We start from the raw sequence: 19,937 nt of genomic DNA, 5'->3' as shown, positions 1-19,937 counted from the left end.
GCCCACAGGTTGGGGCCGGTTGTGCACAGCTCCGGGCCACTTCTCCACATGTTTGTCCACTGTTCGGCAACGAAAGGCACTCTGTCCCCCGGAAGAGTGAAAGCCGTCACACCAAGGTGGTGGGTTGGCCTGGGGAGAACCTGGGTATTTCTGGGGACAGACCTGGGGACAACCCCAGGGCGCCTGTGTACGGGGTGTGCACAACTTTCCGGCGTCCACAGGACCCCCCGGTTGTCCACCGGTCCCACCCACAGGCCCTGGGGATAAAAAACAGGGTCTGACCTGCGCAGGAACCGGTTATCCACGGTATCCACAACCCCTACTACTACGACTACACGTAGAGAAGGGGGAAACTGCTTCGAAGCGGGTCCTGTGCACAACTCGGACCTCGCCGCCCGGCAGACCGTGGAGCCGCTTGACGCCAAGCCGCTCCGAGTGACAGTCCTGTGCGTCAGACTGTTCCCCGACAGCTGGCAACAAGCAGGAGGCGGTTCCGGTGAAGATCCGGGTGGAGCGCGACGTACTAGCCGAGGCAGTGGCTTGGGCAGCCCGCAGCCTTCCGGCCCGCCCTCCGGTGCCGGTGCTCGCCGGACTGCTGCTGAAGGCCGAGGACGGCCATCTGAGCCTGTCCGGCTTCGACTACGAGGTCTCGGCCCGGGTCGCGGTCGAGGCCGAGGTCGAGGAGGAGGGCACCGTCCTGGTGTCAGGCCGGCTGCTCGCCGACATCTCCCGCGCACTGCCCAACCGCCCCGTGGAGATTTCCACCGACGGGGTCCGCGTCACCGTCGTCTGCGGCAGTTCCCGCTTCACGCTGCACACCCTGCCGGTCGAGGAGTATCCGGCGCTGCCCGCGATGCCGGTGGCGTCCGGCACCGTCCCCGGTGAGGTCTTCGCCGCCGCCGCCAGCCAGGTCGCCATCGCGGCCGGCCGTGACGACACCCTGCCGGTGCTGACCGGTGTGCGGATCGAGATCGAGGGCGACACGGTGACGCTGGCCGCCACCGACCGCTACCGCTTCGCGGTCCGCGAGTTCCTGTGGAAGCCGGAGCAGGCCGACATCTCGGCCGTCGCCCTGGTGCCCGCCAAGACGCTGCAGGACACCGCCAAGTCGCTCACGAGCGGCGACACGGTGTCCATCGCGCTGGCCGGGTCCGGCGCCGGTGAGGGCCTGATCGGCTTCGAGGGCGCCGGGCGGCGTACGACGACCCGGCTGCTCGAAGGCGACCTGCCGAAGTACCGCACGCTCTTCCCGACGGAGTTCGCCTCCGTCGCGGTGATCGAGACGGCGCCCTTCGTCGAGGCCGTCAAGCGCGTCGCCCTGGTCGCCGAGCGCAACACCCCGGTGCGGCTGAGCTTCGAGCAGGGTGTGCTCACCCTGGAGGCCGGCTCCAGCGACGACGCACAGGCTGTGGAAAGGGTCGACGCCAAGCTGGAGGGCGACGACATCTCGATCGCCTTCAACCCGACCTTCCTGCTGGACGGCCTGAGCGCGATCGACTCCCCCGCGGCCCAGCTGTCGTTCACCACCTCCACCAAGCCGGCGCTGCTCAGCGGCCGGGCGGCCGTCGACGCCGAGCCCGACGAGGCGTACAAGTACCTGATCATGCCGGTGCGGCTGTCCGGCTGAGCCCGCCCGCGGCCGCCGCCGCGACGGACGTAGGCTCGTCCTCAGGTCAGGTTCACGGTCAGCCAGCAGCCGGCGTCCCCGCACACCACGGGCGCGCGCGACGCTTCGAAACGAAGGATTTGTCATGCAGCTCGGTCTCATCGGTCTCGGCAAGATGGGCGGCAACATGCGTGAGCGCATCCGCCGCGCGGGCCACACCGTCGTCGGGTTCGACCGCAACCCCGATCTCGCCGATGTCCACAGCCTCAAGGAGCTTGTGGACAGCCTGCAGGGCCCGCGCGTGGTGTGGGTGATGGTCCCGGCCGGCGCCGCGACCCAGTCCACCATCGACGAGCTGGGCGAGCTGCTCTCCCCCGGCGACCTGGTGGTCGACGGCGGCAACAGCCGCTGGACGGACGACGAGAAGCACGCCGAGCAGCTGGCGGCCAAGGGCATCGGCTTCGTCGACTGCGGTGTCTCCGGCGGCGTGTGGGGCCTGGCCAACGGCTACGCCCTGATGTACGGCGGCAAGGACGAGGACGTCGCCAAGGCGCAGCCGATCTTCGACGCGCTCAAGCCCGAGGGCGACGCCGGAGCGGTCCACGCCGGCCGGGTCGGCGCCGGACACTTCGCGAAGATGGTCCACAACGGCATCGAGTACGCGATGATGCAGGCCTACGCCGAGGGCTGGGAGCTGCTCGAAGCGGTGGACTCGGTCACCGACGTCCGCGAGGTCTTCCGCTCCTGGAAGTCCGGTACGGTCATCCGCTCCTGGCTGCTCGACCTGGCCGTGGACGCCCTGGACAAGGACGAGCACCTGGGCGGCCTGCGCGGTCACGCCGACGACTCGGGCGAGGGACGCTGGACGGTGGAGGCCGCGATCGACAACGCGGTGCCGCTGCCGGCGATCACCGCCTCGCTCTTCGCGCGCTTCTCGTCCCGCCAGGACGACTCGCCGCAGATGAAGATGATCGCCGCGCTCCGCAACGAATTCGGCGGCCACGCGGTCACCGCCGCCGAGTAGGCGGCCCGCACCACAAGCAAGCATGGGAGGTCGGCGCGGAGACGCGCCAAGCACGCGATGCACGTAGCGCACCTGTCGCTCGCCGACTTCCGCTCCTACGCCCGGGCCGAGGTCCCTCTCGACCCGGGCGTCACGGCTTTCGTGGGCCCCAACGGGCAGGGCAAGACCAACCTGGTCGAGGCGGTCGGCTATCTGGCGACGCTGGGCAGCCACCGGGTCGCCTCCGACGCCCCGCTGGTCCGGGTCGGCGCCGAGCGCGCTGTCGTACGGGCCCAGGTCGTGCAGGGCTCGCCCGCCGAGGGGGAGCGCCGCCAGCTGCTGGAGCTGGAGATCAACCCGGGCCGCGCCAACCGGGCCAGGATCAACCGCTCCACCCAGGTCCGGCCGCGCGATCTGCTCGGCATAGTCCGCAGCGTGCTGTTCGCGCCGGAGGACCTGGCGCTGGTCAAGGGCGACCCGGGGGAGCGCCGCCGCTTCCTCGACGAGCTGATCACCGCCCGCGCGCCGCGCCTGGCGGGCGTTCGCAGCGACTTCGAAAGAGTGCTGAAGCAGCGCAATACGCTGCTGAAAACCGCCGCGATGGCCCGCAGGCACGGCGGCAAGGGCGCCGACCTGTCCACCCTCGACGTGTGGGACCAGCACCTGGCCACGGTCGGCGCCGAGTTGCTGGCCCACCGGCTCGACCTGGTGGCGGCGCTGCAACCGCTGACCGACAAGGCCTACGAGCAGCTGGCGCCGGGCGGCGGCCCGGTGGGCCTGGACTACCGCAGCTCGATGGGCGACGAGGCGCTGGCGGGCGCGGCCGGCCGCGAGGAGCTCTTCCAGCGGCTGCTCGAGGCACTGGGCGCGGCCCGGCGGCAGGAGATCGAACGCGGGGTGACCCTGGTCGGCCCGCACCGGGACGACCTGCTGCTCAGGCTCGGCCCGATGCCCGCCAAGGGCTACGCCAGCCACGGTGAGTCCTGGTCGTACGCGCTGGCGCTGCGGCTGGCCTCCTACGAGCTGCTCTGCGCGGACGGCGGCGAACCGGTGCTGGTGCTGGACGACGTCTTCGCCGAGCTGGACGCGAGGCGCAGGGAGCGGCTGGCCGAGCTGGTGGCGCGGGGCGAGCAGGTGCTGGTCACCGCGGCGGTGGACGACGACGTGCCGGGAGTGCTGCGCGGTGCGCGCTTCTCGGTGGAGGACGGGACGGTGGTTCGGCAGTGAGCGAGACGGCGGGGACCGGCGACGTGCCCCAGCAGCCCGCGCCCCCCGAGGCGTCGGGCGTGGACCTGGCGCGGGTGGCGCTGCGGGCGGCCAAGGAGCAGGCAAGGGCCAGGGGCGCCGCGGCCGTACAGAAGAAACAGGCCAGGCGGGGCGGGCTGCGCAGTGGTGCCAGGGCGGACGGCAGGGATCCGCTGCCGCTGGGCGCGGCCATCAACCGGCTGATCACCGAGCGCGGCTGGGAGGCGCCGGCCGCGGTCGGCGGGGTGATGGGCCGCTGGCCCCAACTGGTCGGCCCGGAGGTCGCCCAGCACTGCTCGCCGGACCGCTACGACGAGGACGCGCGGGTGCTGACCGTGCAGTGCGACTCCACGGCGTGGGCGACCCAGCTGCGGCTGCTGGCGCCGACCCTGGTCGCGCGGCTCAACGCCGACCTCGGCCACGGCACGGTCAAGCTGCTCAAAGTGCTCGGCCCGGCGGCCCCGACCCGCTCCTACGGCCGGCTGCGGGCGCCCGGCAGCCGCGGACCCGGCGACACGTACGGCTGAGCGACCCGTTCCGCGCAGGTGAGCGGCCTGGCGCGGGGCCCTGGCGTACAGATGTACGCCCGCCGGGGCGGGTCCCTGCTCAGCGTAGCCGGGCCTTGACAGCCGGAAGCCCTGGACGCCCGTGTGAGCGGTTTTGGAACCGGGGCCGCGTGTAGGGAGTCGGGCGGCAGCCGTTTTGGGCGGCACATGCGAAGGGAGGTACCGGCAAAGCCCCATTCATGTCGGCGCTACCGGTAGACTGGTGGACACACCGCCCTCCCCTGGCATCGCGGCAGGGGTACCCCAGCGGAACTTGTCGAAGACGCAGCCGATCCCGCCCTGCGGGACCCGGCTCGTGCTGTGCCAGAAAGGGCGCTTCGTGGCCGATTCCGGCAACCCCAACGAGAATTCCAGCAAGTCCTACGACGCCAGCGCGATCACCGTGCTCGAAGGCCTCGACGCGGTGCGCAAGCGCCCCGGCATGTACATCGGCTCGACCGGTGAACGCGGCCTGCACCACCTCGTGCAAGAGGTGGTCGACAACTCGGTCGACGAGGCGATGGCCGGTCACGCGGACACCATCGATGTGACGATCCTCGCGGACGGCGGCGTGCGGGTGGTGGACAACGGCCGCGGCATCCCCGTCGGCATGGTCGCCTCCGAGGGCAAGCCGGCCGTCGAGGTGGTGCTGACCGTGCTGCACGCGGGCGGCAAGTTCGGCGGCGGCGGCTACGCGGTCTCCGGCGGTCTGCACGGCGTCGGCGTCTCCGTGGTCAACGCGCTGTCCACGCGCGTCGCGGTCGAGGTCCGCACCGAGGGGCACCGCTGGACGCAGGACTACAAGCTGGGGGTGCCGACCGCCCCGCTGGCGAAGAACGAGCCGGTCGACGAGACCGGCACCTCGGTCACCTTCTGGGCCGACCCGGACATCTTCGAGACCACCGACTACTCCTTCGAGACGCTGTCGCGGCGCTTCCAGGAGATGGCGTTCCTCAACAAGGGCCTGCGGATCGCGCTGACCGACGAGCGCGCCGACCACGTGGACGAGGAGGGCAGGCCGCTCAGCGTCTCGTATTACTACGAGGGCGGCCTGGTCGACTATGTGACATATCTCAACTCGCGCAAGGGTGAGCTGATCCACCCCACCGTCATCGACATCGAGGCGGAGGACAAGGAGCGGCTGCTCTCCGTCGAGGTCGCGATGCAGTGGAACAGCCAGTACAGCGAGGGCGTCTACAGCTTCGCCAACACCATCCACACCCACGAGGGCGGCACTCACGAGGAGGGCTTCCGCGCGGCGCTGACCAGCCTGGTCAACAAGTACGCGCGGGAGAAGAAGCTGCTCCGTGAGAAGGACGACAACCTCAACGGCGAGGACATCCGCGAGGGCCTGACCGCGATCATCTCGGTCAAGCTCGGCGAGCCGCAGTTCGAGGGCCAGACGAAGACCAAGCTGGGCAATACCGAGGCGAAGACCTTCGTGCAGAAGGTCGTGCACGAGCACCTGACCGACTGGCTGGACCGCAACCCCACCGAGGCCGCGGACATCATCCGCAAGTCGATCCAGGCGGCCACCGCCCGGGTCGCGGCCCGCAAGGCGCGCGACCTGACCCGCCGCAAGGGCCTGCTGGAGTCGGCGTCGCTGCCGGGCAAGCTCAGCGACTGCCAGTCCAACGACCCGACGAAGTGCGAGATCTTCATCGTCGAGGGCGACTCGGCCGGCGGCTCGGCGAAGTCCGGCCGCAATCCGCAGTATCAGGCGATCCTGCCGATCCGCGGCAAGATCCTGAACGTGGAGAAGGCCAGGATCGACAAGATCCTGCAGAACACCGAGATCCAGGCGCTGATCTCGGCCTTCGGCACCGGGGTCCACGAGGACTTCGACATCGCCAAGCTGCGTTATCACAAGATCATCCTGATGGCGGACGCCGACGTCGACGGCCAGCACATCAACACGCTGCTGCTGACCTTCCTCTTCCGCTTCATGCGCCCGCTGGTCGAGGCCGGACACGTCTACCTGTCCCGCCCGCCGCTGTACAAGATCAAGTGGGGCCGGGACGACTTCGAGTACGCCTACTCCGACCGCGAGCGCGACGCGCTGGTGGCGCTGGGCAAGAGCGGCGGCAAGCGGATCCGCGAGGACTCGATCCAGCGCTTCAAGGGCCTCGGCGAGATGAACGCGGAGGAGCTGCGGGTCACCACGATGGACATCGACCACCGGGTGCTCGGCCAGGTCACGCTGGACGACGCGGCCCAGGCCGACGACCTGTTCTCGGTGCTGATGGGCGAGGACGTGGAAGCACGCCGCTCGTTCATCCAGCGCAATGCCAAGGACGTCCGGTTCCTGGACATCTGAGTCGGCCCCCACTTTGGCCGTGTGAAAGGACAATCTGACAGCGATGGCCGACGAGACCCCCAACATCCCACCCGTGCCCGACGTCCCGGCGTCCGAGCGGGAACTGCGCAACGAGGCCGGCGGGCTGCGCGTCGAGCCCGTCGGGCTCGAGACCGAGATGCAGCGCAGCTACCTCGACTACGCGATGTCCGTCATCGTCTCGCGCGCGCTGCCGGACGTGCGCGACGGCCTCAAGCCGGTGCACCGCCGGGTGCTGTACGCGATGTACGACGGCGGCTACCGGCCCGAGAAGGGCTTCTACAAGTGCGCCCGCGTCGTCGGCGACGTCATGGGCACCTACCACCCGCACGGCGACTCCTCGATCTACGACGCGCTGGTCCGTCTCGCGCAGCCGTGGTCGATGCGGATGCCGCTGGTGGACTCCAACGGCAACTTCGGTTCACCGGGCAACGACCCGGCCGCCGCCATGCGGTACACCGAGTGCAAGATGATGCCGCTGTCCATGGAGATGGTCAGGGACATCGACGAGGAGACCGTCGACCTCCAGGACAACTACGACGGCCGCAACCAGGAGCCGACGGTCCTGCCGTCCCGCTTCCCGAACCTGCTGATCAACGGCTCGGCGGGCATCGCGGTCGGTATGGCCACCAACATCCCGCCGCACAACCTGCGCGAGGTCGCCGACGGCGCCCAGTGGTGCCTGGCCAACCCCGAGGCCACCTCCGAGGAGCTGCTCGAAGCGCTCATGGAGCGCATCAAGGGCCCCGACTTCCCGACCGGCGCCCTGGTCGTCGGCCGCAGGGGCATCGAGGACGCCTACCGCACCGGGCGCGGCTCGATCACCATGCGGGCGATCGTCGCGGTCGAGGAGATCCAGAACCGGCAGTGCCTGGTCGTGACCGAGCTGCCGTACCAGACCAACCCGGACAACCTGGCGCAGAAGATCGCCGACCTGGTCAAGGACGGCAAGATCGGCGGCATCGCGGACGTCCGCGACGAGACCTCCTCGCGCACCGGCCAGCGGCTGGTGATCGTGCTGAAGCGGGACGCGGTCGCCAAGGTGGTGCTGAACAACCTCTACAAGCACACCGACCTGCAGACCAACTTCGGCGCCAACATGCTGGCCCTGGTCGACGGTGTGCCGCGCACCCTGTCGCTGGACGCCTTCATCCGCAACTGGGTGAACCACCAGGTCGAGGTCATCGTCCGGCGCACCCGCTTCCGGCTGCGCAAGGCCGAGGAGCGCGCGCACATCCTGCGCGGCCTGCTCAAGGCGCTCGACGCGATCGACGAGGTCATCGCGCTGATCCGGCGCAGCGACACCGTCGAGGTCGCCCGCGAGGGCCTGATGGGCCTGCTGGCCATCGACGAGATCCAGGCCAACGCGATCCTGGAGATGCAGCTGCGCCGGCTGGCCGCCCTGGAGCGGCAGAAGATCATCGCCGAGCACGACGAGCTGCAGGCGAAGATCAACGAGTACAACGCGATCCTCGCCTCGCCGGAGAAGCAGCGGCAGATCATCAGCGAGGAGCTGCAGGCCATCGTCGACAAGTTCGGCGACGACCGGCGCAGCAAGCTGGTGCCCTTCGACGGCGACATGTCCATCGAGGACCTGATCGCCGAAGAGGACATCGTCGTCACGATCAGCCGCGGCGGCTACGTCAAGCGCACCAAGACCGAGGACTACCGGTCGCAGAAGCGCGGCGGCAAGGGCGTACGCGGCACGAAGCTCAAGCAGGACGACATCGTCGACCACTTCTTCGTGACCACCACCCACCAGTGGCTGCTGTTCTTCACCAACAAGGGCCGGGTCTACCGCGCCAAGGCCTACGAGCTGCCGGACGCCGGCCGGGACGCGCGCGGCCAGCACGTGGCGAACCTGCTGGCCTTCCAGCCGGACGAGCGGATCGCCCAGATCCTGGCCATCAAGGACTACCAGGCGGCGCCGTATCTGGTGCTGGCCACCAAGTCGGGCCTGGTGAAGAAGACCGCGCTCAAGGACTACGACTCCCCGCGCTCCGGTGGCGTGATCGCCATCAACCTGCGGGAGGCCGATGTCGAGGGCGGCTTCGACGAGCTGATCGGCGCCGAGCTGGTCTCGGCGGAGGACGATCTGCTGCTGGTCAGCCGCAAGGCCCAATGCATCAGGTTCACCGCGTCGGACGACGCGCTGCGGCCGATGGGCCGTGCCACGTCCGGCGTGAAGGGCATGAGTTTCCGCGAGGGTGACGAACTCCTCTCGATGAATGTCGTCAGGACCGGTACGTTCGTCTTCACCGCCACCGACGGCGGTTATGCGAAACGCACCGCGGTGGACGAGTATCGCGTGCAAGGCCGCGGCGGACTGGGGATCAAGGCGGCCAAGATCGTGGAGGACCGGGGCTCGCTGGTCGGGGCGCTGGTGGTCGAGGAGACCGATGAGATCCTCGCCATCACGCTGAGCGGCGGGGTGATCCGCACGCGGGTCAACGAGGTCAGGGAGACGGGCCGTGACACCATGGGCGTCCAGCTGATCAACCTCGGGAAGCGGGATGCCGTGGTCGGCATCGCGCGCAATGCCGAGGCGGAGGATGATCCGGAGACGGCCGGTGCTGCCGGCGTCGAGGATGATGACACCGTGAACGACAGTGAGCGCAGCAGCGAGCACGACGTTGCGGCCGAGGGCGACCAGCCCGCGGCCGGTGAACCGGAGGAGTAAGCCGTGAGTGGAGCCACGGGCGCCGCGGGTGGGGCCGGGAGGTCCGGGGGTGCCCGTGGCTCCGCCAACCTCAACGGCCCGGACGAGGGGGGATACGCCGTGACGGGCACCCGTCAGCCGGCCCAGCCGCACCAGCCGCCGCAGGCGTACGCGCCACCGCCGCCGCCCGGTGCGCCGCCGACGCCGCCGACAGCCGCACCTACGCCCACGCCCACCGGGCACGGCGGGCGCGGCCAGGGCAAGCAGGGCGGCACGTCAGGCGGGCACGGCTCGCCGTCCGCGGCCGGGGTGCGCCGGCCGCGCCCTGCCGCCAGGACGGCGCCGCGCACCCGCAAGGCGCGGCTGCGGATCGCCAAGGCCGATCCGTGGTCGGTGATGAAGGTCAGCTTCCTGCTGTCCATCGCGCTGGGCATCTGCACGATCGTGGCGGTGGCCGTGCTGTGGATGGTGCTGGACACCATCGGCGTCTTCAGCACCGTCGGCTCCACGATCAGCGAGGCCACCACCTCGGATCAGGGCGGCAAGGGCGGCTTCGACCTGGTGTCGTTCCTGTCGCTGAACCGCGTGATGCTCTTCACCACGGTGATCGCGGTCATCGACGTGGTGCTGGCCACCGCGCTGGCCACGCTGGGCGCCTTCATCTACAACCTGTCGGCCGGCTTCGTGGGCGGCGTCGAGCTGACGCTGGCCGAGGACGAGTAGGCCCGAGGGCGTGCCGCGCGATACCGATTTTGGGACATGGCCTGCCGTGCGCTAATCTTTCGATGCAGCGCGGGGCTATAGCTCAGACGGTTAGAGCGCTTCCCTGATAAGGAAGAGGCCCCAGGTTCAAGTCCTGGTAGCCCCACTTGCGCAAAGACCCCCGACCGGTACCGGTCGGGGGTCTTTGACATCCACGGATGACATCCGCGGTCCGGAATCAGTCCGGAGACCGGACCCGCCCTTCAGCGGGGGTTTCGTCACGGTCGGGTACCGGAGTGTCGATCGGTGTGCGGGCGGTGGCGGGGGCGGTGAAGGCGACCGCGGATGTGCGGATGCGGGACGTCGCCCGGGTCCGGATCCTTCCCGTCGACGCGGTCCAGGCCGGTATCCATCTCACCGGCCGCGCCATCACCCCGGCGCGCTGGGCCGTCCCGTCCGCGATGACCTCACCATCGGAACGGCGGTCACCGTGACGATCGCGGTGGCGGGTGGACTGGTCGGCGCTCTGTCGAACGCGCCGACGTTCGGGCTCAACGGCGGGCTTGCGGTGGGGCTGGCGGCTGGCTTTTACCTCCTCACCTCTGCCGGCCGGCGATATCTGATGTTCCTGGCGTGTTGCCGGGGCCGTCTGCTCCCCTGGCGGCTGGGGGCGTTCCTGAACTGGTCGTATGGCGCCGGACTGCTCCGAGTCTCCGGGATCGCCTATCAATTCCGGCACCGGGAACTCCAGGACTGGCTCGCCGCCAACCCCACCGCGTGAGGCCCTTGACCTACTCAATTGAGTAGGTCAAGGGCCCCTTCCGTGTCCGCCGCCACCGCGTCCGTATCGGCGTTCGTGTCGGCGCGGCTTCTGCGGTTGCGGCCGGTTATGCCGACATCAGGTCACCGTTCGGTATCGGCTGCTGTGTATAGTCGGGCGCGTCAGATGCTGTCCCCACCCATGAAGGAGGAGGTCACGCGATGAAGAAGTTTCTCCTGGTCGCACTGGCCGCCGTCGCCGGGCTGTTCGTGTACCGACAGATTCAGGCGGACCGCGCCGAGCAGGACCTGTGGACGGAAGCCACTGACGCTGTTCCGGCGGGTTCCGGCGCGAACGTGTGAGACGGCGGTGCGGCGCCACGAGGTGCCGCGACCGCCCCGGGTCCCGGCCGCATACTGCGGCCGGGGCCTTCGTTGTTGCAGGACCGTGACCGCAGCCGCTTGAGTTTGCGTCAGCAAATGAATTACTTTGCTTGAGCAAACGACGAGGTGTGTCGTGCGGAAACGAGGGGGATGTGGCGCCATGAGACGACGACCACCGCCGAGGCGGCGGGTGCTGTTGCGGCCGGCCGCGGGGCTGCTGCTCGCGGGAGTCACGGGGCTCACGGGGGTGGGCCTGCTCCCCGCCACAGCGGCGTCGGCGGCGCCGCCCGCGGCGGGGAGCCAGGACGGCAGCCTGATCATGGTGCTGGACTCCTCCGGCTCCATGGCGGGCGCCGACGGCTCGGGGCACACCAGGATCGAGTCGGCCCGCACCGCCGTCGGCTCGGTCGTGGACGGGCTGCCCGACGGCTACCCGACCGGGCTGCGGGTCTACGGCGCAGGCAAGACCCACGGCTGCGACGACACCTCGCTGGCCCAGCCGGTCACCGCACTCGACCGGGCCGCCATGAAGCGGGCGGTGGACGCCGTGCAGCCCAAGGGCGACACCCCCACCGCGCTCGCCCTCACCAGGGCCGCGGCCGACCTGCCCGCGCACGGGCGGCGGACCGTCCTGCTCATCTCCGACGGCGAGTCCAACTGCGGCGCCCCCAAGCCCTGCGAGGTGGCGGCAAGCCTCGCGGGCGACGGCCTGGACCTGCGGATCGACACGGTCGGCTTCCAGGTCAAGGGCGCGGCACGCGACGAGCTGGAATGCATCGCCAAGGCCGGCCACGGCGCCTACTACGACGCCCCGGACGCCGCCGCCCTCGCCCGTCAGGTGGTCCGCGCCTCGCAGCTGAGCGCCGACGCCTACCGCATGGCGGGCGAGCCGGTGACCGGCGGGGCGAGCCCGGCGAAAGCCGCGGCAATAGGCCCCGGGCAGTACACCGACACCATCGGCCCCGGCGAGACCCGGTGGTATGCCGCGACCCTGGACGCCGCGAGCACCGCCGACCTGTCCGCGACGGCGGTCCCGCAGCCGGGTGTGCCGGTCGACTACGGCGACGGTATAGAGCTGAAGCTCGCGGGGAGCGGCGCGTACGGCTACACGTGCGACTCGGACTCCACGCACTTCGGCCAGGACGAGGGCGCGATGACGCTGACCGGAGCCGTGAGCCGGGTGCCGAGCCGGGACGGCAAGGACGGCTGCGACACGGCCGGGCGTTATCTCTTCTCGGTCCACCGCACCACCGCGGTGGCCTCGGACCGCAGCCGCTGGCCGGTCGAGCTGCGCTTCGACAACGAGACGCCGCTGCCCGCGGGCACGGTCGCCGCGGCCGCCAGGACCGACTACGGCACGCCGCCCACGCCGCTGGCAGGCACCCCGAAGGACCTGGTCGGCGGCACGGGCTTCAACGACGCCACAGCGGTCACCAAGGGCGTCTGGCGGGACCGGCTGCTGCCCGGCCAGACCCGTTACTACAAGGTGCACCTCGGCTGGGGCCAGCAGCTCACCTATGCGGCCGAATTCGCCAACGAGCCGCTGCTCGACGGCGCCTCGTCCAGCGCGTCGACCTTCGTGGCGACCACCGCCTACGCACCGGGCCGGCTGCCCGTCGAGGACGCCTCCGACGCGCGGGGCAACCGCTCCTACAGCGGAACGCCGGTGTCGGTCGGGCTCGGCACAGTGCCGGTCACCTGGACCAACCGCTGGGTGAGCGAGGGCGACGCCACCCCCGTCCACAGTGCGGGCGACTACTGGATCGCGGTCGGCCTCGGCCCGGACGCCGCACGGCTCGCGAAGAACACGGCGGTCGGGGTCATCCTGCGGGTCGACGTCACCGGTACGGAACTGGCAGGACCGCAGTATCAGGCCCCCGCGCTGGCTGCCGACGGCAAGGCACAGGGCGACGTAAATGGCCAAGCCGGCGCACATGGCCAAGCCGGCGCACATGGCGACGGCAAGGGCGCTTCCGCCACGGCGGCCGGGGAGACGGCTTCCGGCGGCGGCCTCAAAGGCATGGACCTGGTGGCAGCGGGTACGGGCGGCGCCGTCGCGCTCGCCGGAATAGGAGCGGTGGCCCTGGCCCACCGCACGCGGAGCCGTACGACAAGGGGTGGGGCATGAGACGGGACGGTTCGACGAAGCACGGCGCACATACCGCGGCGACGCAAAAGCCCGGTATATGTACCGAGCCGAGGACGCGGGCCACGACGCGCCGCACCTTCACGACGGCGACCAGGCGCGGCATGTACACCGCGGTCACCGCACTGCTGGCGCTGACCGCGCTCCAGGGCTTCCAGGGCGGCCCGGCCGCCGCGGACAGCACTCCGCCCGGACCGGGGGTGCCCGCGACCTGGCAGCCGCAGGGACAGGCCATCGCCGGGGCGGCCACCACCGCCGACGCGCCCGCCATGCAGCCGGGCGTCACCTACCGCGACAGCATCAAGGTCGGCGAGACCCGCATCTACGGCATCACCCTGGACACCAAGTCCTCCGCCTACGCCTCCGCCTTCGCCCTTCCCGCGCCCGGCACCCGGGTGGCCTACGGCGACGGCATCGAGCTGAAGCTGATCAGCGCCGGCGGCGACACCTGCGACAGCGCCGACGCGCACTTCAGGGACGACGGCGCCGTGCGCCCGGTGGGCAGCGCGGTGTCCCGGCTGATCGGCGTCGACTCCTCCTGCCAGGAGGCCAACCAGTACAACCTGTCCGTGCACCGCACCAGCGACGGCGCCTCCGACCCGGGCGTATGGCCGCTGGAGCTGCGCTACGTCCTCGAACCGCCGCTCAAGTCCGGTGCGGCCGCGGGCCACGCGCCTGAGGGCACCGGCACCGCCTCGCCGACCCCGCTGACCAGCGGCACCCCGCGACAGGCCGGTGGCGGCACGTCGTTCGAGACCGCGGCCGCCGTCAAGACCGGCATCTGGAAGGACAAGGTGCTGCCCGGCGAGACCCGCTTCTACAAGGTCCCGGTGGACTGGGGCCAGCAGGCCACCGTCTTCTCGGACTTCTCCAGCGTCCAGACCTCCGACAGCGCCGGCTACGTGATCTCCGGGGTGCGGCTGACCGCGTACAGCCCCGTGCGCGAGCTGATCGACGACCAGGAGCACTCCTACCAGGGCACCCCGACCTCCCTGCACGAGCAGCTGGCCCCGGTCTCGTACGCCAACCGCGCGGCCGATGACAGCGACGTGTCGCGGGTCCGCTACGCGGGCTGGTATTACTTCGCGGTCTCCGTCCACCCGGACGTGGCCAAGGAGACCGGCGGCGCCGTGCCCGTGACGCTGCGGATCGACGTCTCGGGCACCGCCCAGGCCGCGCCCGACTACGACGGGGACCCGAAGGCCGCCGGGATCGGCGTCGACGCGCACGACGTGTCGGCGGCGGACGGGGCGCCGCAGTCAGCCGGGTCCTCGTCGGCGTCCGGCGAGTCCGCGAAGCGCTTCCTGGGCTTCGCCGCGCTCGGCGCGGGCACGGTGCTGCTGCTGGCGCTCGCGGTGTGGATCCTGACCGCCCGGCGCCGGGCGGCGGCCATGCCGGACACCGTGACGCAGCCCTTGCCGCCGCAGTCCGGCTTCGGGCCGCCGCCGTCCTGGTGATGACTCCGGCGTCAGCCTGAGGCCAGCGCGTAGATGCCGACCGCGAAGCAGATCGCGGCCAGTACGAGAACCGGGATCACCACGGTGGGCGGTGGTCCCGGTCTGCGCGTACGGGCCGGCGGCGCCGTCCCTGCGGTGTCCGGCAGGGCCGATTGCGGGGCAGCCGCCTGCGGCATCGGCATCGGCGCGGGCGGCCGGGGGACCGCGGGGGACGCGGGGGCCGGTACGTCGGTCCTGGTCGGCGGGTGCGCGGGGGCCGCCAGCGGATAGCCGGCTGTCGGCGACACGTAGGCGGCTTCCGGCGCCTTCCGCGGCGGTGCGGGCGGTGCCTGGGGGCGTACGACGGCCGGCGGTGCCTCGGGGCGTACGGCCGCGGCTCCGGCCGTTCTCGGAGCCGCGAGAAGGGGCCCGTCCGGGCCGAAGCCCTCGGGCAGCGGCCCGATCTGGTCGAAGATCTCGACCGGCTCCTCCCCCGGCGGCGGTTCGGGAAGCAGCTCGACGGCGCCCGCGAGGGCCTTGCGCGCCCCGGTGGCGGTACGGAACCTGGCCCGCGGATCCGGTTGCAGCAGCGCACCGATGACCTGCCACAGCCCCTCGGGCACGCCGATCGGCGCCGACGGCACCCCGCCGGCGAGGAAGCGCTCCGCGATGGCGCGCGCGTCCGGCCGCTGCCCGCTCAGCAGGTAGAGGGAGACCAGGCCGACCGCGTAGAGGTCGGCGGGCACGTCAGGCTCCGCGCCCATCATCTGCTCAGGGGCGAAATACCCCGGTGTGCCGACCACGAAGTCGGCGTCGGTCAGCCGCGGCTCACCCTTGCGCATGGCGATGCCGAAGTCGGACAGCCGCACATGCGGGGTGCCGGTGCCGGTCGCCTCCAGCAGGATGTTCGCCGGCTTGATGTCGCGGTGGATGACCCCCTCGGAGTGCACCGCGTGCAGCCCGGACAGCAACTGGTCGATCAGCACGCACACATAGTGCGGCGGCAGCGGCCCGTAGTCGCCGATCAGGTGCGACAGCGAGCCGCCGTGCACCAGATCCATGGTGAACAGGACCTTGTCGTCGTCGGCCGCCCAGCTCGCCGGCGCCAGCACATGCGGGTGGTCGATGCGCATCGCCTGCTCGCGGACGAAGCGCAGCAGCGCGTGGGCGTCGCTCTGCTGGAGCACCTTCGCCGCCACATAGCGGCGCCGCCGCTGGTCCCAGGCCCGCCAGACCGCGCCCGCTCCACCGCGCCCGATCGGGTCCACCAGCTCGTAACGGCCTGCGAAGACCTCACCCATGGCGTACCGCTCTCCCCCTGCTTGCCGTGCCCGCCGTCAGTCCCTGTGCGCCTCGTAATGGGCGACGGCCTCACTGGTCCGCCCGGCGCCGTACACACGGAGGAACTCTGCCAGGCCGGGATGGGTGTGCGCGAGGGAGTGGGCGGCCTGTTCGATCTCCTCGGCGGACGCCACCGCCCGCAGCACTTCCTGGATGCCGCGCACGATCTGCCGGGGCGCGGCAGCCTCCGCGGCCACCGAATGCGACGTCGTGCCGAGCACGGAGGAGCCCGCGGACTCGCGGATCTCGTCCATCCTGGCCGCCGCCTCCAGCGCCCCGGTCCGCCCCTCCGCCACCTGCCAGGCCAGCTCCTGCAGCGCTTGGAGGCGCTGCACCACCGCCGGATTCCCGATCTTGGCCCGCTGCCCGCTCTTGAGCTGCGACAGCATCGGCGCCGACAACCCGAGCACCGCGGCCAGCCGCGACTGGTTGAGCCCCAGATCCCCGATCAGCCGCTGGAACAACTCCCCCAACGGCTCCCCGTACCACCCCCGCTGCAGCTCCCTGGCCTCCACAGCCCGGCCCGCCCCACCCTGCCCCGAGCCGTCCATACCCGCCCCCCACATTTGCGCCTGCGAATCCGCAAACCATCCTAGGCGCCACCAATACCTGTACGGCCCACCCCGCCCGACCCGGTACGCTGTTTTCCGACGCGGGGCCTTAGCTCAGTTGGTAGAGCGCTGCCTTTGCAAGGCAGATGTCAGGAGTTCGAATCTCCTAGGCTCCACAGTGTGTTTACGTAGGTCAGCGGCCCCTTCGCCCGGTTCGGGTGAGGGGGCCGTTGGTGTGCGGTACGCATTCTGAACGCGTCAGGCCGCGGCGTGCGTGCTCGGATCACTGCCGGCCGGACAGGATCTGGCGGCGGGAGAGACGGCCGGCCTGCGGTGGCGGTGGTCGGTTCAGGCGTGGAACTCGGTGAGATCGATGGTGTGAACACGCAGCGGATGTCCGTACGCCGGATGCGTCGTCTCGCGATCCAGCACCATGCCGAGCTTCCGCATCACGTTCTCCGAGGCGTCGTTGCCCACCGCGCTGATGCTGATGACGCGATCGAGGCCACGGTCCTGGACCGCGAACTCCAGCGCGGCATGGGCTGCTTCTGACGCGTAGCCCTGTCCCCAGTATTGCCGGCCGAGCCGCCAGCCGATCTCGACGGCGGGCAGCACCTCCGGCAGGAACCGGGGGACGGACAGACCCGCGAAGCCGGCCAGCTCGCCCGAGGCCATCAGCTCGACGGCGAAGAGACCGAAGCCCTCGTCGTCCCACTCCTCCTCCCACCGCTCGATACTCTCCGCCGTCTGCTCCAGGTCACGGACGGAGCCGTCTCCGATCCAGCGCATGACCTCCGGGTCCGCGTTGATCTCTGCCATAGGAACAAGGTCGTCGTCATGCCAGCGACGGAGGATGAGGCGAGGGGTGTGGATCTCGGTCATGGCGCCCATCCTGCCGAGGACGAGGACCTCAGCGGTAATCGATGGGTGCGCCGTCATGCCGCCGGTCATGCGGTCTCTCCGCGCGGGACTCAGGGCAGATGCTTCCTGACCTCGATCCAGGCCGCGAGCAGGTCCCTGGCCGGTCCGGGCTCCAGGTGGCCGATGAGTCGGTCGAGGTGGGCAGTCAGACCCCTGTGCCGGCGAAGGTGACCGAGCTGCTCGATCGGAAGACTGCCCCAGCCCGAGGACAGGGCCATGGCCTCGGCGGGGTCGAGGGTGAGCGCGGCGAGTGTGTCGGCGGCCAGGACGTCGGGGTTCCAGGCCGGCTCCGCGCCGGCTCCGAGGTGCTCGATGATCCATGTGCGGAGCATGAAGTCCTGGCCGTGCATCCGGGCCTGATCCCAGGGGTCGTCGCCATGCCCCCTCCGATTGGCGTCCAGCGACACGGCGGCCCAGCGCAGGCGGACGTGCCGGGGCTCGTCGGAGTCGTATGCGTGGGATTGTGCGGCGAACCGGACACCTTCCAGCGCGCGACCTCGCATGGCGGCCGTGCGGGCCTCGTACTGATCGATGGTCCACGTGCTCATGTCCGTCGCGGTCGGCCCTTCGGACATGTATGGACCAAAGCGGCGAACTCGCCGGGCGGGGCGGCGGGATCGCGGTAGAGCTCCAGTCCCAGGGTCAGGACCGCCTCCGGGTGCCGGTGGACCTCGCACATGCGCTTCAGCAGGCTGCGCGGACCGGTGCCGGCCGCCGCACGGCCTACCGCGCGCCACAGTGCTGTGGTGTGGTCCGAGGAGTCCAGCGCCCGGTAGAGGTCGTGACGCCAGGGCGGCCGCAGCGTCCCGGCCACGAGCGTCGCCGGATTCACGTCGTCCTCGGTGATCACCGTGGTGACGATAGTGGCTCCTCCCAACCGACGGCGAGAGCTGGGGAGCCCCTCCGCACCGTAATGGGAGGGGCTCTTCGCGTGTGCGGCTTCCGCTGGGGCGGGTCAGGCGAGGGTGGTGGCGGGCCAGAGGGCGTCGATGGACTGTTCGGCGGCCGCGAGGCTCTTCTCGGCCAGGGGGATCAGCTCGGACATGGTCGGGTTGACCTTGGCCAGGGTCAGTTCCGCGGTGATGAAGCGGGGGGTCAGACCGGTGAGCGAGACGCCGTGGGGGAGCCACTGCTCCGCGTGGTCCCAGCCCTCGCGGGGGGTGCCGGGGGCGTAGCCGCCGCCGCGGGCGGCGAGGACGACGAGGTCGCGGCCGCCGAGCAGGCCCTCGTAGGTCTCCGGGTCGACGGACAGGCCCACCACGACCAGGTGGTCGACCCAGGACTTCACGCTGCTGGGGGCGCCGTAGTTGTAGACGGGCATGCCGAGCAGCACGGTGTCGGCGGCCCGGACCTCGGCGACGACCTGCTCGCTCAGCGCCCAGGAGGCGGCCTGCTCGGGGGTGCGGTCGGCGGCCGGTACGGCTCCGGAGTGGGCGGTGCTCGGGACGAGGTGCGGCAGCGGGTCTTCGCCCAGGTCGCGGTAGGTGACGGTGCCGTCCGGGTTGGCGGCACGCCAGGCCGCGGCGGCGCGGGCGGTGAGCCGGCGGCTGACCGAGTTGGCGCCCTGGATGCTGGAGTCTATGTGCAGCAGGTGAGGCATCTCATTGACCCTTCATAATTGGTTTGTGTAGTGCCAACGATTTATACCACGTCACGATTCCCGCCGGCCGGATAGACTTCTGGGATGGCCTCTCTGCCCGTGCTGAACCAGCCGCCACGGCGGTCGGGCGCTCTGCTCGACAACCTGGCCCGGCGGATGCGTCTGCACGCCGAGTCGGTCCTTGAGCCGCTGGGGCTGCGCCCGCGGCATCTGGTGGCGCTGACCGTGCTGCGGGACCGCGATGGGAGCACGCAGCAGGCGCTCGCGTCGACGCTGATGATGGATCGGGCCACAGTGGTGGGGCTGCTCAACGATCTGGAGGCCGACGCCCTGATCGAGCGCCGGCGCTCGCCCGAGGACCGCAGGCGGCACATGGTGCAGCTGACCGACCGCGGCGCCAGGCGACTCGCGAGGGCGGAGTTCGCACTGGCGGGCGTGGAGGACGAGGTGCTGTCGGCGCTGGACACCACGCAGCGGGCCACCCTCTACGAACTGCTGCTGCTCGCGGCCTCCGGGCCGGTGGAGGACTGCGGCGCCGCGGCGGCCGAGGAGTGCGGCCCGGCGGCGGCCGCGCCGGATTCGTCGTGCTGAGCGTGGTGAGCGTGCTGACCGCGGTGAGCGTGCTGAGGGACGCCGACGCGGTCGCTTATGCCCGCGTGGCCGCCGCCTCGCAGGGGCGTCCGATGAGCTGATCTTGGGGCACG

General features: G+C 70.9%; 19 protein-coding genes and 2 tRNA genes. 15 read left to right on the top strand and 6 right to left on the bottom strand.

The window, feature by feature from the left end; translation table 11 throughout:
* Positions 1-496 precede the first annotated feature (496 nt).
* The 13 genes from dnaN to OG900_20095 all read left to right on the top strand — a co-directional run bounded on the left by dnaN (position 497) and on the right by OG900_20095 (position 14,841).
* Positions 497-1,627, top strand: a complete 1,131-nt coding sequence (dnaN, locus tag OG900_20155) for a DNA polymerase III subunit beta (GenBank protein WUH92192.1) — start codon at positions 497-499, stop codon at positions 1,625-1,627.
* Positions 1,628-1,751: 124 nt separating this feature from the next.
* The gene (gene gnd, locus OG900_20150) at positions 1,752-2,630 is read left to right on the top strand and encodes a decarboxylating 6-phosphogluconate dehydrogenase (GenBank protein ID WUH92191.1); all 879 of its coding nucleotides are present in this window, start codon (positions 1,752-1,754) and stop codon (positions 2,628-2,630) included.
* 57 nt (positions 2,631-2,687) lie between these two features.
* Positions 2,688-3,836 carry a DNA replication/repair protein RecF gene (recF, locus tag OG900_20145; GenBank protein WUH92190.1) on the top strand — a complete coding sequence of 383 codons (1,149 nt, stop codon included), beginning with the start codon at positions 2,688-2,690 and terminating at the stop codon, positions 3,834-3,836.
* A complete protein-coding gene (locus OG900_20140; GenBank protein ID WUH92189.1) occupies positions 3,833-4,381 on the top strand; it encodes a DciA family protein in 549 nt (182 codons plus the stop codon). The genes recF and OG900_20140 overlap by 4 nt, the downstream gene beginning before the upstream one ends.
* Positions 4,382-4,718: 337 nt before the next feature.
* Positions 4,719-6,716 (top strand): DNA topoisomerase (ATP-hydrolyzing) subunit B, encoded by a 1,998-nt coding sequence (gyrB, locus tag OG900_20135; protein WUH95849.1) that lies wholly within the window; start codon positions 4,719-4,721, stop codon positions 6,714-6,716.
* A gap of 157 nt (positions 6,717-6,873) precedes the next feature.
* A complete protein-coding gene (gene gyrA, locus OG900_20130) occupies positions 6,874-9,414 on the top strand; it encodes a DNA gyrase subunit A (protein ID WUH95848.1) in 2,541 nt (846 codons plus the stop codon).
* 3 nt (positions 9,415-9,417) lie between these two features.
* Entirely contained in the window at positions 9,418-10,116 is a 699-nt protein-coding gene (locus tag OG900_20125) for a DUF3566 domain-containing protein (GenBank protein ID WUH92188.1), read from the top strand.
* Positions 10,117-10,187: 71 nt separating this feature from the next.
* Positions 10,188-10,261 (top strand) — tRNA-Ile (locus tag OG900_20120).
* Between the two features lie 130 nt (positions 10,262-10,391).
* Complete coding sequence (locus tag OG900_20115; protein WUH92187.1) at positions 10,392-10,589, top strand: hypothetical protein; 198 nt, start codon at positions 10,392-10,394, stop codon at positions 10,587-10,589.
* The gene (locus OG900_20110) at positions 10,586-10,876 is read left to right on the top strand and encodes a hypothetical protein (protein ID WUH92186.1); all 291 of its coding nucleotides are present in this window, start codon (positions 10,586-10,588) and stop codon (positions 10,874-10,876) included. The genes OG900_20115 and OG900_20110 overlap by 4 nt, the downstream gene beginning before the upstream one ends.
* Positions 10,877-11,076: 200 nt before the next feature.
* Complete coding sequence (locus tag OG900_20105) at positions 11,077-11,217, top strand: DLW-39 family protein (GenBank protein ID WUH92185.1); 141 nt, start codon at positions 11,077-11,079, stop codon at positions 11,215-11,217.
* Positions 11,218-11,398: 181 nt separating this feature from the next.
* Complete coding sequence (locus tag OG900_20100; GenBank protein ID WUH92184.1) at positions 11,399-13,366, top strand: VWA domain-containing protein; 1,968 nt, start codon at positions 11,399-11,401, stop codon at positions 13,364-13,366.
* 122 nt (positions 13,367-13,488) lie between these two features.
* The gene (locus OG900_20095) at positions 13,489-14,841 is read left to right on the top strand and encodes a hypothetical protein (GenBank protein ID WUH92183.1); all 1,353 of its coding nucleotides are present in this window, start codon (positions 13,489-13,491) and stop codon (positions 14,839-14,841) included.
* Positions 14,842-14,852: 11 nt separating this feature from the next.
* Here the strand turns inward: OG900_20095 and OG900_20090 are convergent, their stop codons facing one another.
* Positions 14,853-16,121, bottom strand: coding sequence for a serine/threonine protein kinase (locus tag OG900_20090; GenBank protein ID WUH92182.1), 1,269 nt, complete (start codon positions 16,119-16,121; stop codon positions 14,853-14,855).
* A gap of 36 nt (positions 16,122-16,157) precedes the next feature.
* Positions 16,158-16,712, bottom strand: coding sequence for a DNA-binding protein (locus tag OG900_20085; GenBank protein ID WUH92181.1), 555 nt, complete (start codon positions 16,710-16,712; stop codon positions 16,158-16,160).
* A 103-nt stretch (positions 16,713-16,815) separates the two neighbouring features.
* On the opposite strand from OG900_20085, the gene OG900_20080 reads away from it, so the two are divergent.
* A tRNA-Ala gene (locus tag OG900_20080) sits at positions 16,816-16,888 on the top strand.
* A 172-nt stretch (positions 16,889-17,060) separates the two neighbouring features.
* Here the strand turns inward: OG900_20080 and OG900_20075 are convergent.
* From OG900_20075 to OG900_20060, 4 genes are all read right to left on the bottom strand, one after another.
* Positions 17,061-17,594: a GNAT family N-acetyltransferase gene (locus OG900_20075; GenBank protein WUH95847.1), complete on the bottom strand. Its 534-nt coding sequence runs from the start codon at positions 17,592-17,594 to the stop codon at positions 17,061-17,063.
* 89 nt (positions 17,595-17,683) lie between these two features.
* Positions 17,684-18,181: a hypothetical protein gene (locus OG900_20070; GenBank protein ID WUH92180.1), complete on the bottom strand. Its 498-nt coding sequence runs from the start codon at positions 18,179-18,181 to the stop codon at positions 17,684-17,686.
* Positions 18,178-18,483, bottom strand: a complete 306-nt coding sequence (locus OG900_20065; GenBank protein ID WUH92179.1) for a hypothetical protein — start codon at positions 18,481-18,483, stop codon at positions 18,178-18,180. Before OG900_20065 ends, OG900_20070 begins: the two co-directional genes overlap by 4 nt.
* A 105-nt stretch (positions 18,484-18,588) precedes the next feature.
* Positions 18,589-19,233 (bottom strand): NAD(P)H-dependent oxidoreductase, encoded by a 645-nt coding sequence (locus OG900_20060; protein ID WUH92178.1) that lies wholly within the window; start codon positions 19,231-19,233, stop codon positions 18,589-18,591.
* 84 nt (positions 19,234-19,317) lie between these two features.
* Between OG900_20060 and OG900_20055 the strand changes: the two genes are divergently transcribed.
* On the top strand, positions 19,318-19,824 hold the full coding sequence (locus tag OG900_20055; protein WUH92177.1) for a MarR family winged helix-turn-helix transcriptional regulator: 507 nt from the start codon (positions 19,318-19,320) through the stop codon (positions 19,822-19,824).
* Positions 19,825-19,937: the final 113 nt, after the last annotated feature.

The organism is Streptomyces sp. NBC_00433 (genome assembly GCA_036015235.1).
In the GTDB taxonomy this organism is placed as follows: domain Bacteria; phylum Actinomycetota; class Actinomycetes; order Streptomycetales; family Streptomycetaceae; genus Actinacidiphila.
The sequence above is the reverse complement of the archived record's forward strand: the minus strand, read 5'-3'. Positions and strand labels throughout refer to the sequence as shown.